The organism is Fontibacillus forbon, from assembly GCF_046559655.1.
Lineage (GTDB): Bacteria > Bacillota > Bacilli > Paenibacillales > Paenibacillaceae > Fontibacillus.
Map to the genome: position 1 here is coordinate 66,841 of NZ_JBKGFV010000002.1, position 13,365 is coordinate 80,205.

Below are 13,365 nucleotides of genomic sequence, written 5' to 3' on the forward strand. Positions count from 1 at the left end.
GCAAAAAATGCTATTCTTTTCACAAAAAAATCACAGGTCTTGAAGACCTGTGACAAACTTAATGAACCGCGAGTACAACCATGCCGATTCCGGCTGCATTCAAATAGCCTTGTTCAATGTTTCGAACGGTCTCATCCCCAAAAATAACTTCCCAATGTCCAAGCTCCGGTAATCGGTATTTCCCCCTATCGGGAAAGGCATGGTACAAAACATAAAGATGTCTTGCCGGATCACTTCCGGCATGATCGCGTAACGTAAATGCTATCGCGGAATCCTGAGCGTGTTCGACATGAAGATGCCTCACCACTTCTACCGCCGTTCTTAACCGGAAAGCGGGATGCTGCTTTCTTAATCGGATCAGTATGCGCACATGCTCCACTTCATCCCAGTGTGCCGCACAACGGGCCCAATCCAACCGATTGATCTCTGCCGGAGCCTCAAAGCTGTTCTCAAGCCCTCCCTTTGAACGGAGGAACTCCTGGCCGGCATGAAGAAACGGAATCCCTTGGGAAGTCATAATGATCCCCGTAGCCAGTCGTTGCATGCACTTTCGTGCTTTTTCGTCGGCGTTCGTCACCGAGCGGCACAGCTTGTCCCACAACGTGTGATTGTCATGGCATTCGGCAAAATTAACGCTCTGCGAAGGCTCTGACGCGAAACCGCGTAAATCGGCGTTATACTGAATGGCACCACAGACTCCTCTAAGAATCTGCACCGCCTGCCCCGTCCCGCCGTTCACAAAGCCAGGCTGTTCAGGTTTGAAGATATCACCTTTAATCGCATTGCGAAATTCCCCGTTAAAATGGGCTATTCCCGGCATCCGGGAAGCATGTGATAGATTCGCTCTCCGATTAGGATCAAGCTCCGTTTCCATCATCCAACCTTCACCGATCAGCAAGATGCTTGGATCGAGTTCATTCAGGCGACGGCGGATCTCATTCATCGTCTCCACGTCAAGCAAGCCCATCAAATCAAAGCGGAACCCGTCCACACGATACTCGGTCGCCCAATAACTAACGGAATCAACAATGAATTTCGACATCATCCGGCGCTCGGAAGCGCAGTCGTTTCCGCAGCCCGATCCGTTCGAGAAGCTCCCGTCTTTCTTGTAGCGCAAATAATATCCCGGAACCAGCTTCGTGAAATGAGCGATATATCCATCATAAATATGGTTGTACACCACGTCCATAATCACCCGTAGACCCTGATCATGCAGCGCTTGAACGGCTTGCTTCAATTCACGGATCCGGAGGCCCGGCCGAAAAGGATCGGTAGCATAGCTACCTTCCGGCGCATTGAAATTTTTTGGATCATAACCCCAATTGTACTGCTGCCGTTCCAAACCCCCTGCCCCGGACCTCGCTTCATCCACGCTAGCTTTGGCGAAATCTTGGAGCGGCATCAGTTGAACATGGGTGACCCCCAGATGCTTCAAATAATCCAGACCGGTATGAATGCCTCCGGGCCCCTGCGTTCCCGTTTCCGTAAATCCGAGATACTTCCCTTTGTGCTTGATGCCACTCTCCGGATGAAGCGAAAAATCGCCAATATGCACTTCATAGATTACGGCATCGGTGAAATAGTCAAACGGCGGTTTGTCCACGATCCACCGGTCCGGATTGGTCTTTTGCAAATCGAGAATAACGCCTTTGTCCCCGTTCACCCCAACCGCCTTCGCATAAGGATCCACCGCTTCATTCCAGTTTTGGCCTACCCGCACGAAATAAGTGTAATAAACTAGTTCCAAGTTGCGGTTCACGGTTAACGCCCAAGTTCCGTGCATATCCCTGGACATCACCAAATCCTCAAAATCCTTGCTGTCCCAGGAGGAATACAATCTCAGTTTTGCCTCCGAAGCCGTAGGGGCCCAAAGCCGAAACACCGTCAATTCCGGTGTATACTCCGCGCCCAAATCATTCCCTTCGTATTGGAACGCTTCATCAAAATCGCGCGAAAAAACAGAGATCCCCCCGGTTACGGTGAGATCTCCATAATCTGTTACCATGTTACGTTGCTGCTGAACCGCCAAATCGGTCCCTCCCTAAGCATAAGATCACTAATAAGTTCCCGTGATCATAATTTGTTCTTTGCGCAGCCCAAATATACGGCTTTTGAAGAATTCATTGGGAAGAACAACTCGCTTAAGCGGTCATGCCGCGGTCTTTTTTCGTCATCATCCGTTGTCTTATAAAAAAGATTCCCAACAGCACCAGCAAGAATCCGGCATAGGACAGAATCAACAACCGGAGATCCATGCCCGGAAAAACAATCGATGCGCTCAAAATTCCGAACAACCAAATGCTCGATAAATTACCGACAATGTTGGACCAGGTATAGGAGACCGTCTTCAAATTGGATACGGCGGACATAAATGAAATGAGGTTATTAGGCATGATCGGTATCGTACGCAAAAAAATAACGGCCCAAACCCCGTACCGGTCCAGGCTTTTTTGCCAGCGTTCATATTTTTGCAGCTTGGACAGCCATTTTCGGTTAAACCAGTCGGAAAACATGAACTTGCTGATTAAATAAACGGCCATTCCGGCCACCGAACCGGCGATCCAACTGGCCAACAGTCCATTAGCTACGCCAAGTACGGAAATATGCAACATGACGAGGGTCGCGAAAGGAAATACCCCGACAATGCCCTGAAGCAATGCAAGCGGAAGCGTGATCAGAAGAATCCAGAATCCGTCGATCTGGGTAACTTCAAGCAGCCACCCGGTTATTTGTTCAATCCAGTCGTTCAATGCAGTTCTTCTCCATTCTCATCTTCCGGTTCTACTCTCTTCCCTAAAATCACCAGGTCGCGTTCCACCCCGTCCAGATTCGCTACCCGGGGCAAAAATGCCCACTCTTCAAATCCGAATTTGCGGAGTAAAGAAAGACTTGGCTCATTATGGGCAAACACAAAGCCGAGCAGCGTCTTTACCGAGATAAACGGGCAGTGCTCGACCGCCTTCTTCAACAGGATGCTTCCAATGCCTTTGGAGCGGTAAGCCCCTGAAATATAGATGCTGATCTCAGCGGTCGCTTGATAGGCCGGTCTTCCGTAAAAAGATTGAAAGCTGAGCCAGGCAACGACCTCTCCCCGTGATTTCATGACCCATAATGGTCTTGAATCCGGAGTATGCTCTTCAAACCAGCGCAACCGGCTTTCCACCGTGACCGGTTCGAGGTCGGCCGTTACCATCCGTCCCGCAATCGTCTCGTTGTAGATCGCCACGATGGCGTCCAAATCGGCAATTGCCGCATCTTCAATCGTGTAATCATCAATCTCGGATTTGAACATAATGTTCCACCTTCGGGAAAGGATCATAAAAATGATGCAACAATGCCTTCCACTCTTCATATTGCGGCGACTTTCTAAAGCCTACTTCATGGTCTTTAATCGTGTCCCATTTGACGAGTAAAATATATTTATCCGCCGTTTCCACGCACTTGTGCAGCTCATGGTCTATGTACCCGCGCATTTGAGAAATGATTTTGGAAGCTTTGCGGAAATTACTTTCAAAATCATTGATCATTCCGGGCTTTACCTGCAGCTCGGCTACCTCCAATATCATTTCATCATCCCCTTCGTTTACTGATTATAGCACGGACCAAGCGCTTTATGAATCCATATCGCAGCTAGGGAACCTTCGCCCATGGCAACGGTAACCTGTTCTGCATGAATTCCTATATCTCCTGCCGCGAACAGGCCTTTTACATTGCTTTCTTTGCTGCGCGGATCGGTTTCGATATGCTTGTTATGACTAAGGCGGACACCAAGCTGTCTAGCCAAATCGGAATGAACCCGGTTGCCCCCAAAAGCGACAAATCCCCGTTCGGCCTCAAAGATGCGGCCATCCGCCATCACAATTCCCTCTATAGTCCCGGTTTGATCGTCTCCGCGTACTTCGGCAATGGCCCCGGATTCATAACGCACTCCTGACGATTTTAACTTTTCCCTATTTTCCGCCGACATGGATGCCGATTCGTGATTTACATAAATCAAATCCTTTGTCCGATCTATCAAAATCATCGCCATCTCCGCGCCTGTATCGCCAGCTCCCATAAGTACGGTCCGTTTGCCTTGTATTTCGTGGCCGTCGCAATCCGGACAAATATACACCGTAGAGCCTAAAAGGGCCTGAAGCCCGGGAAGCTCGGGGATACGATCGGTCACTCCGGTTGCAAGCAGCATGATTCTGGCATAATACTCGATCCCGTCTTTGCCCGTTAATTTAAAGTTCCCGTCCTCTGAGGTCCGCTCTGCCGTCATGATTTTGTCTTGTTGAAAAATAATCCCCAGCGATTCGGCCTGCCGCCTTCCCCGCTCTCTCAAATCAGGTCCGGAAATACCGTCGGGAAACCCGAGAACATTCCGGTAATTGCGACAGACCGCTGATCTCCCACTCCCCGCATCGATGACCAGTACTTTATGACAATCATATCTGCCTAATTGAATTGCTGCCTGCAGTCCGGCGATCCCTCCGCCGACAATGATACAATCATAGACCATCTCATTTACTCCTCTCGTTGAATTCACTACGCCTTGCTCTTACTATTCATCCCGGTTATAGGGTTTCATACATCGGGAATACGAGGTAATGAACCGGGAGAGCCTACGTGTATATTAAACACAAAGCGGCAAATTCAAAGGAGGTGAAATCATGGATAAAATATTGGTGAAGCTGCTCGGCAACGGAGTCATTATTATGGCCATGATGATGATTCTCAGCAACGCCACTTTTATCGGTTCGCTTCTTACCGCAGTGGCCTTGTCGGCCTTGGCTTACTTGTTAGGAGATCTGTTTGTCCTGCCGCGAACCAATAATCTGGCCGCAACACTTACCGACGGGGTACTTGCCTTTGCCTTCATATGGGCTATCGCGGCAAACGGTGCCTGGAGTCTTTCACTGGGCGAAATCTTGTCCATCGCCGTGGTTCTGATGTTGTTCGAATACGTGTTCCATAATTGGCTGCTGAAGGATGGAATCCGCCGGGATCGCAGCGTACGTGTTCGATGAAAGGGAAGGTTTTGGTTAGCCCTTTGTATAGAAGCAAAAAAGCCTATCGGTAAACGGAAGCTTCCGTTTACCGATAGGCTTATTGAATATTTTGTGCTCTGGCTACGAACCAAGGACCACGCGGTCATCGGCAAACTTGTGCCCGCTGATGCGCTCAAATTCGCCGATCAACGTTTCCATCGTCAGATCGCGTTTCCGCTTCTCATCCACGTCGAGGATAATGCGGCCGCCGTCCATCATAATGAGACGGTTACCCAGGCGGATCGCCTGCTCCATATTGTGCGTAACCATGAGCGTCGTCAGCTTCAGTTCGCTGACGATATTTTGCGTTAGCCGGGTTACGAGCTCCGCGCGGGCGGGATCCAACGCTGCCGTATGTTCGTCGAGCAGCAGAATTTGCGGCTCCGTGAACGTCGCCATGAGCAGGCTGAGCGCCTGACGTTCCCCGCCCGACAAGGTTCCGACCTTGGCCTTGAGGCGCCCTTCCAACCCGATGCCGAGCCGGCCCAACTCCTCGCGGAACATAGCGCGTCGCTTCGAGGTGACGCCGATGTTAAAACCGCGGGATTTGCCGCGGGAATACGCCATGGCGAGGTTCTCCTCGATCGTCATGTGCGGCGCGGTCCCGGCCATCGGATCCTGAAATACCCGGCCGATCCAGCGGCTGCGCCGGTATTCGGGCAGATGGCTGATTTCATGACCGTCGATGCGGATTTCACCGGTGTCGGGTTTGATCACACCGGAGATCATGTTCATCAAGGTCGATTTTCCCGCCCCGTTGCTGCCGATCACAGTCACGAAATCGCCCGGCCGCAAATGTAGATTCACGTCGATCAGCGCGATTTTCTCATCGGGGGAACCGGGATGAAACAACTTGGATACATGGCTAAGCTGCAGCATCAGAGTCCACCCCCTACTTGCTTGCTATCGGTCAACGCACTGATTTCCATGGAACGCTTCTTGGCTACGTTTTTCTGTTTCCACGTTCTCCGCACGGAAGGCAGCACCAGCGCAATCACGACAATGACGGCCGTAATCAGCTTCAAATCGGTTTGTTCCAGCCATTCGATGCGCAGTGCCAAAGCTACGACAATACGGTAAACGATTGAGCCCAAAACTGCGGCCAGCGTGGCGAAGAACACGGTTCTCGCCCCGAATATAGCCTCCCCGATGATGACCGAGGCCAGGCCAATGACGATCATCCCGATCCCCGAGGAAATATCGGCAAAGCCCGATTGCTGAGCAATTAGCGCGCCGGAAAGCGCGACAAGCCCGTTAGACAGGCTGAGCCCCAGGATAATGGTATTGTCGGTGTGCGTGCCGAAGCTGCGGATCATCCGTTGGTTATCCCCGGTGGCACGCAACGCCAGCCCTAACTCCGTGCGCAGAAACAAATCCAGCAGCAGCTTCACGATTACTACGATAAACGGCATCAGCAAAAGCGGAGAAATCGAATTGAATACCGTCGTTTCCCCAAGGAGTCCGACGTTCGGTTTCCCCATGATCCGCATATTGACGGAGTATAGCGCAATCATCATCAATATTCCGGACAAGAGTCCATTAATTTTTCCCTTCGTATGAAGCAGTCCTGTAACCGCTCCGGCAACCATGCCGCCGATCATGGCGACGATGGTCGCCAGCCAAGGGGATGATCCGCCCGTGATCATGACGGCGGCGATAGCGCCGCCGGTTGTAAAACTCCCGTCCACGGTCAGATCCGGAAAGTCCAGAATCCGGAAGGTGATATATACACCCAGCGCCATCAGCGCGTACAACAAACCGGATTCGAGAGCACCGAGTAACGAGTTCATCATGATGATTACCTCCTAAAATTAAGCCCGAAAGGCCGCTAACCTCATGACTACTCGATCAGATTGTTTTCCTTGTCCTGAACCTGATCTTTCATCGCGTCGGTCACTTCAATCCCTTGCTCGGCGGCAGCCTTCAAATTGAGGATAAAGTCCAGTTTGTCCGGTACCGTTACCTTCATATCTCCGACATTTTTCCCGTTCTTCAGGGCTTCGACCGCCATTTGTCCGACTTGATAGCCATGGTCATAATATTTGAAACCTACAGTAGCAAATGCCCCGTGCTCTACGGTATCCCGGTCGCTGGAGAAGAAAGGAATGTCGTTATCATTAGCGACTTTAATGACCGTATTGACGGCCTCTACCACCGTGTTGTCTAAAGTAATATAAATCGCATCAACCCGGCCGACGAGGGATTCGGCAGCCTGTTTCACTTCCGAAGTATTCGTCACCGAGGCTTTCACCAGCTTGATGCCGTGCTTTTCGAGCGCTTTTTCGGCGTGCTCCGTCATAATGACGGCGTTCGGCTCGCCTTGGTTAATGACGACGCCGACATTCTTTACATCCTTGAAATTGCCGGCGATAAAGTCCATCAGCTTCGTAATCGCCTCCGGATTCGTATCGGAAGCGCCCGACACATTGCCGCCCGGCTTGTCGAGATTGTCGACCAGCTTCGCGTCAAGCGGATCCGTTACCGCCGCGAAAAGGATGGGCGAATTTTTTACTTGTCCTACAATCGCTTGAGCGGGAGGTGTCGCAATCGCCAGTACGAGATCGTATTTTTCGCCGGCGATTTTTTGCGCGATCGACATATTGTTGGTAGGGTCAGCTTGCGCATTGCTATAATCGACGGTCAGATTTTCCTTCTCGATCAGGCCCGCATCCTTGAGGGCTGCCATGAAACCTTCACGCGTGGCATCCAGGGACGGGTGCTCAACATACTGCGAAATCGCGATTTTGTAGGATTCCTTCGGAGTGTTCTCGGTCGTTCCCGCATTCGAGGCACTTGTTTTGTCTCCCCCGTTGCCGGCATCGGAATTCGCCGTTTTGGCCGAATTGTTGCCGCATCCGACCACGCCGACCAATAAAGCCGTTACCGCCAAAAACATGCTTAGCTTTTTCTTCATTTTCATTTCTAAAAACCCCTCTCCCTTTGAATAGGCGGCCCATAAATTTTAGGCCATGAAAGCATGATCCTGTTACCGCTTTTATCGATGAAAGTATTAAAGCAAGAAGGTGCAAAGATATGCTTCTCCCTCTTAGCGATGTATTATTCCTATATTAAATGGTGGTCAATTATCCGTCAATCGCTTTCTTGCGGTTTCGGACTACCCTCACAATACGTGTTAAATATTCAAATCAAAAAGGGTTCCGTTATGGAACCCTGTACATTGGATATGAAAACAGAAGCGCTTTTTCGCGCCCTACACTTTGGAATCAAAAAAATGGTGCTTCGCTTTAATCCCCGTCGCCGTTAGTTCGAGGATTCCGAAAGAGTACTTCGGTTGTCTCCGTTTATCGGTCGGCGAACCCGGGTTGAATAACAAGAGGCCATCCTTCCGTTCCAACAGCGGCTGGTGGGAATGTCCGAACAAAATTCCGTCCAGCGTCTTGCCCGCAAAAGTCCGCAGCGCCTTCTCCTTGGCGGTTCCCCTTCCCTCAGGCAAAAAACCGTGGGTCAGCCCGAGCTTCAGCGATCCTGTGCCCAACGTGATTATTTTATGATAGCCGAACCTTCGGACCACCTCGGCGGGATCATTGTTGCCGGCAACTCCCTCGACGGGGGCCAGCGCGGAAAGTTGTTCCAGCACCTCGAGCGAGGTCCAGTCCCCCAGATGAATGATTAAATCGGTCCGCCGAAAATACTTCACCAGCAACGGCGGCAGGTTCTTTGCTTTTCGCGGCATGTGCGTATCCGACACGACTCCGATCCGCATCCTCGCTACCTCAACGGCGAAGCGGCCATGCGGATATAGGTATGCCTGCGGCCGCGGATCGCCATGGACAAGGCCATAATGTTCTCCGGCGCCGCCATGCCGGCAAATCCGGCATCGCCGATATGCTGGATGTCGGCACCCGCCCGCTTGGAGCTTAGCGCAATGGAACGTACGGTGCCTTCATCGGCGCCTTCCTGGCTGGTGCCGATCGCCGTCAACGCCAAAGCGCCTCTTTCTTTCACTTCGGCGATGATCTCCGCCAGTTCCTCCTCGCGGAGTCCCGGCACGGTTCCCGGAGCCGGGAACAACACGATGTCCGCGCCCGCCTCGGCAAAAGCGACGGCGGCCTCCCGGTCGATGACGCGGCCGCGCGTGCCGGCGCCATGCATTTTCCCGGCGATGATTAGTCCGCCGAATTGCTGCTGTGCGGTTGCGATCGCTTGCAAAATCTGCGCGTTGGTAACCCCGGTCTTCGGGTTACCCGTCAAGCAGACGAAGTCGCAACCAAGCTCCTTCGCTTTCGCCAAGCTGCGGGCGGTTGCACGGCGACCTTCCGGGAGCTTGTTCAAAGATTCCACCGCGTCCGCCGATTCATCCACCGGCTCGAGATTGATCCCGACCGGCAGCCCGGTCAACCGTTTGATCTCCGCAACGGGGTTGCCTTCGAATCCCGCACCGCCGGACGGAGAGAACATATCGAACGGAACGATGCCTTTCACTTCCGGCCGGAACACATCAAACACGTTGAGCAAAATCAGATCCGCGCCGAACGCCTTGGCCAGTTCGGCATTCGTGATCTCCGGCAGCAACGGCTGCGAGACGACGACCGTCTCCGCCATGACCGTTCTTCCTTCCGCGGCCAGAATCGCTCCTTTCAATTCCTCGCGGCCCATCTGCCGGAAATCCGATGCCCGGCAGTCCAGCACTCTTTTCATTGGCTCACCTCACCTTTTTGTTTGTTTACATCCATTTGCTTCAATTCTATACTCCAATTGTCGTTCAAATTCCAGTACCTTCAGTTTATCACCGGCCAATGCCGGTGACCATGGAAAGAGTGACTGGACTTCGTTGGATATTTCCAATGAGAGGCCCGGCTCGCCGACACCCAGCCCTATCCGGTCAGACCTACAGTCGCTTCAGATATACCCGCGCCTCGTATGGGCGCAGCTTCAAGCGGGTAAGGTCCTCTCCTTTTTTTGGATCGAAATTGGAGATCAGCAGTTCCATTCCTTGCGGATCCATTTCCTCAGGCATTTCGAACACCGGCTCACGACCGAAAAAATTCAAAATGACCAGCAACTGCTCATTTTCCAGTGTGCGGGTATACGCATAAATCTCCTCATGGAGCGGGAGCAGCAGCTTGTATTCGCCGTAGACGATGACTTTGTGCTTTTTTCGCAGCTGGATCAGTTTCTTATAGTAATGAAAGATCGAATCCGGGTCTTTGACTGCCCGGACGACGTTAATCTCCATATAGTTGGAGTTGACGCTCAGCCAGGGATCTCCGGTCGTAAATCCCGCATTCTCGGTAGCGTCCCACTGCATCGGCGTCCGCGCATTGTCCCGGCTCTTTTTGTGGACCGCCCTCATGATCTCCTCTTCGGGGACTCCCAGCATCCGCTTTTCCTCATAATAGTTCAGCGTTTCGACATCCCGGTATTCATCGATGGAGTCGAAGGCGACATTCGTCATGCCGATCTCCTCGCCCTGATAAATGTAAGGCGTCCCTTCCAGCGTATGGATGAATGTTGCGAGCATTTTGGCGGACGGAACCCGGCACACCACATCATCGCCGAATCGGGAAACCGAGCGCGGCTGATCATGATTGCATAAATAATTGGCATTCCAACCCCGGTTATGAAGCACGACCTGCCAATTGCTCATGATCTTCTTAAGTTCGATCAGGTTCCAGGGTACGACATCCCATTTCCCGCTGCCTGCGGATGCGGCATCCAGGAACATATGCTCGAACTGGAACGTCATGTTCAACTCGCGGCGGCCGTCCCCCACATAATCCAGCGCCTGTTCCGGCCCGAGCCCGGAGGTCTCGCCAACCGTCATGATGTCGTAAAAATACAACACTTTGTCATACAGATTCTGAAGTAATGTGTGAACGTCATCCAAATTCGAGAACATCTCGTAGGCGCGGACGGTAGGCGTTTTATGCGGGTTTTCGGCGTCGGGGAGCCCCTGCTGCTTGGCGATATGGGCAATGGCATCGAAGCGAAAACCGTCAACGCCCTTTTTTAGCCACCACGCCACCATCTCGTGCAGCTTCTCGATGACCTGCGGATTTTCCCAATTGAGATCGGGTTGATATTTGGAATATAAATGAAGGTAGTATTCATCGGTCTCTTGATCGTATTCCCACACCGATCCGCTGAAGTAGGATTCCCAGTTATTTGGAGGACCTCCGTTTTTCCCTTTACGCCATATGTAGAAGTCCCGCTTGGGATCGTCCTTGGATCGTCTGGAATCGAGAAACCAGGCATGCTTATGCGAAGTATGATTCAAGACCAGGTCCATCATCAGTTTCATGCCCCGTAGATGAATCTCCTTCAGCATCAAATCAAAATCCGCCATCGTGCCGAATTCATCCATAATGTCACAATAATCGCTGATATCGTATCCATTGTCGTGATTGGGGGATTTGTAGATCGGACATACCCAGATCACGTCGACGCCCAGGTCCTGCAAATAATCCAACTTGGAAATGATGCCTTGAAGATCTCCAATGCCGTCGCCATTCGAGTCCATAAAGCTGATCGGATAGATTTGATATACCACGCTCTCTTTCCACCATTTCGGGTTCATCTGCTATGCCTCCTTTTTTCCATATCTATAACATACCCGAATCAGCAAGGATTTCCGCACGTTTCGCAAATTCTAAACCCCGCTGCCCGTTTTCTCGTGCTTGTAGTATAATTGAAAAATCTATTCAAGAAAGGATCACAACAATCATGAGTCTTACCGCAGATAAAATCACAGCATCACAAACCCCAAAATCCCGCGCAAACCGCACAAAGGCTGCGCTAATTCTCGGCAGCTTGTCCGCCTTCGGCCCGCTTTCGCTGGATATGTACTTGCCCGCCCTGCCCAAAATGGCGGACGACCTGAACACGAGCGCCCCGATGGTCCAGCTTAGCCTCACGGCCTGCCTGCTGGGACTGGCGCTCGGGCAGCTCATCGTCGGCCCGCTCAGCGACACGCGGGGGCGCCGCTCTCCGCTGATCGTGTCGATGGCCGCCTACGCCATCAGCTCGGTGCTCTGCGTCTTCGCCCCGAATGCGGCCATCCTGAATTTGCTTCGCTTCATTCAGGGGCTGTCCGGCTCCGCCGGCATCGTTCTGTCCCGCGCGGTCGTTCGGGACATGTATTCCGGCTCCGAGCTGACCAAATTCTTTTCGCTGCTCATGCTGATCAACGGCGCGGCTCCGATTCTTGCCCCGATCTTCGGCGGTCAGCTCCTGACCTTCACCTCTTGGCGGGGCGTATTCGCCGTTCTCACCGTAATCGGCGTCCTGATGCTTCTCTCCGTCCTGTTCGGACTGCCGGAGACGTTGCCCAAGGAACGACGCCAAAGCGGCGGCTTTCACGAAACGTTGTCCACCTTCTCCCGGCTGACCCGCGACCGTCTCTTTATCGGTTATTGCTTGTGCCAAGGTCTCATTTCGGCGGCGATGTTCGGCTATATTTCAGGTTCGTCCTTCGTGCTCCAAAATCTGTTCCATGTTTCGGAGCAGACATTCAGCCTGATCTTCGCCATGAACGGGCTCGGCATTATATTCGCCAGCCAGATTACCGGGCGGCTTGCGGGAAGAATTAGTGAATCTTCCCTGCTCCGGTTCGGCATCGGACTCGCCGCGCTGGCCTCGCTCGTGCTGCTTGGCGGCATTTTGCTGGACGGCGGGCTGGCCGCGGTGTTGATTCCGCTATTTTTTGTCGTGTCCTGCGTCGGAATCGTCGGCACCGCCAGCTTTACGCTGGCCATGCAAAATCAGCAGGACTCCGCGGGCAGCGCCTCCGCGCTTCTCGGCCTGCTGCCGTATATTCTTGGCGCGGCGGTCGCCCCGCTGGTCGGCCTCGGCGGCGATCAAACCGCATTGCCGATGGCCTTAGTTATCGCCATCGCCGATGTCGGCGCCGTCCTGTGTTATGTCTTCCTTGTTATGCCTGTGCGCCGTCGTGGTTAATAGGTATAAATCACTTAACCTGAATCGAAGTGAGGGATGGCTTTGTCAAAATTGCTCAATTGGATCGGTATATTATCGATCGCCGGAGGTTTACTTGCCGTCGTGATCCTTGGCATATTTGAAGGTGCTTGGGGAGCCGGATTTCTGTTGTTCCTTGAATGTTTTTTGATCGGAGTCGTATTTCTGGCCCTGACCTTGATCCTCGATCGCGTTGACGAAAACCGTTACTACCTGGAGGTTCTGCTTCAAAGAACCGAAGAACTGATGCCGGAGAAACCTTCTCCCCAGCGACCGGCTTATGCCAAGCCCAAAACCAAATCGGCACTGGAATCTTTAAAAGATTTTAAAATGAACGCGAAAGACTGACTTCGAGGTTGACTACATCTTCATAGGTTATGGGAAAAGGCGGTGACCT

Annotated in this window: 14 protein-coding genes; 3 read left to right on the forward strand and 11 right to left on the reverse strand. The window is 52.3% G+C overall.

The features are described 5' to 3' along the window. Positions 1–58 precede the first annotated feature (58 nt). From pulA to ACLB09_RS06980, 5 genes are all read right to left on the reverse strand, one after another. Positions 59–2,029, reverse strand: a complete 1,971-nt coding sequence (pulA, locus tag ACLB09_RS06960; protein ID WP_410769081.1) for a type I pullulanase — start codon at positions 2,027–2,029, stop codon at positions 59–61. 112 nt (positions 2,030–2,141) lie between these two features. After that, positions 2,142–2,750: a TVP38/TMEM64 family protein gene (locus ACLB09_RS06965; protein WP_410769082.1), complete on the reverse strand. Its 609-nt coding sequence runs from the start codon at positions 2,748–2,750 to the stop codon at positions 2,142–2,144. Then, complete coding sequence (locus tag ACLB09_RS06970) at positions 2,747–3,292, reverse strand: GNAT family N-acetyltransferase (protein ID WP_410769083.1); 546 nt, start codon at positions 3,290–3,292, stop codon at positions 2,747–2,749. Before ACLB09_RS06970 ends, ACLB09_RS06965 begins: the two co-directional genes overlap by 4 nt. Next, positions 3,273–3,566, reverse strand: a complete 294-nt coding sequence (locus ACLB09_RS06975) for an antibiotic biosynthesis monooxygenase family protein (protein WP_410769084.1) — start codon at positions 3,564–3,566, stop codon at positions 3,273–3,275. Before ACLB09_RS06975 ends, ACLB09_RS06970 begins: the two co-directional genes overlap by 20 nt. 17 nt (positions 3,567–3,583) lie before the next feature. Further along, positions 3,584–4,504 (reverse strand): NAD(P)/FAD-dependent oxidoreductase, encoded by a 921-nt coding sequence (locus ACLB09_RS06980; protein WP_410769085.1) that lies wholly within the window; start codon positions 4,502–4,504, stop codon positions 3,584–3,586. 151 nt (positions 4,505–4,655) lie between these two features. On the opposite strand from ACLB09_RS06980, the gene ACLB09_RS06985 reads away from it, so the two are divergent. Then, the gene (locus ACLB09_RS06985; RefSeq protein ID WP_410769086.1) at positions 4,656–5,012 is read left to right on the forward strand and encodes a DUF2512 family protein; all 357 of its coding nucleotides are present in this window, start codon (positions 4,656–4,658) and stop codon (positions 5,010–5,012) included. 102 nt (positions 5,013–5,114) lie between these two features. Here ACLB09_RS06985 and ACLB09_RS06990 read toward each other — a convergent pair whose 3' ends face one another. The 6 genes from ACLB09_RS06990 to ACLB09_RS07015 all read right to left on the reverse strand — a co-directional run bounded on the left by ACLB09_RS06990 (position 5,115) and on the right by ACLB09_RS07015 (position 11,571). After that, a complete protein-coding gene (locus ACLB09_RS06990; protein ID WP_410769087.1) occupies positions 5,115–5,912 on the reverse strand; it encodes an ABC transporter ATP-binding protein in 798 nt (265 codons plus the stop codon). Beyond that, complete coding sequence (locus tag ACLB09_RS06995) at positions 5,912–6,826, reverse strand: ABC transporter permease (protein WP_410769088.1); 915 nt, start codon at positions 6,824–6,826, stop codon at positions 5,912–5,914. The genes ACLB09_RS06990 and ACLB09_RS06995 overlap by 1 nt, the downstream gene beginning before the upstream one ends. A 47-nt stretch (positions 6,827–6,873) precedes the next feature. Continuing rightward, entirely contained in the window at positions 6,874–7,947 is a 1,074-nt protein-coding gene (locus tag ACLB09_RS07000; protein WP_410770046.1) for an ABC transporter substrate-binding protein, read from the reverse strand. A 297-nt stretch (positions 7,948–8,244) separates the two neighbouring features. Continuing rightward, on the reverse strand, positions 8,245–8,757 hold the full coding sequence (locus ACLB09_RS07005) for a metallophosphoesterase family protein (RefSeq protein WP_410769089.1): 513 nt from the start codon (positions 8,755–8,757) through the stop codon (positions 8,245–8,247). Positions 8,758–8,762: 5 nt separating this feature from the next. Further along, on the reverse strand, positions 8,763–9,692 hold the full coding sequence (locus ACLB09_RS07010; protein WP_410769090.1) for a DUF7916 family protein: 930 nt from the start codon (positions 9,690–9,692) through the stop codon (positions 8,763–8,765). Between the two features lie 190 nt (positions 9,693–9,882). Continuing rightward, positions 9,883–11,571: a glycoside hydrolase family 13 protein gene (locus ACLB09_RS07015; RefSeq protein WP_410769091.1), complete on the reverse strand. Its 1,689-nt coding sequence runs from the start codon at positions 11,569–11,571 to the stop codon at positions 9,883–9,885. 146 nt (positions 11,572–11,717) lie between these two features. On the opposite strand from ACLB09_RS07015, the gene ACLB09_RS07020 reads away from it, so the two are divergent. Both ACLB09_RS07020 and ACLB09_RS07025 read left to right on the forward strand, forming a co-directional pair. Beyond that, on the forward strand, positions 11,718–12,950 hold the full coding sequence (locus ACLB09_RS07020; protein ID WP_410769092.1) for a multidrug effflux MFS transporter: 1,233 nt from the start codon (positions 11,718–11,720) through the stop codon (positions 12,948–12,950). 42 nt (positions 12,951–12,992) lie between these two features. Next, entirely contained in the window at positions 12,993–13,316 is a 324-nt protein-coding gene (locus tag ACLB09_RS07025) for a hypothetical protein (protein WP_410769093.1), read from the forward strand. The last annotated feature ends 49 nt before the right edge of the window (positions 13,317–13,365 follow it).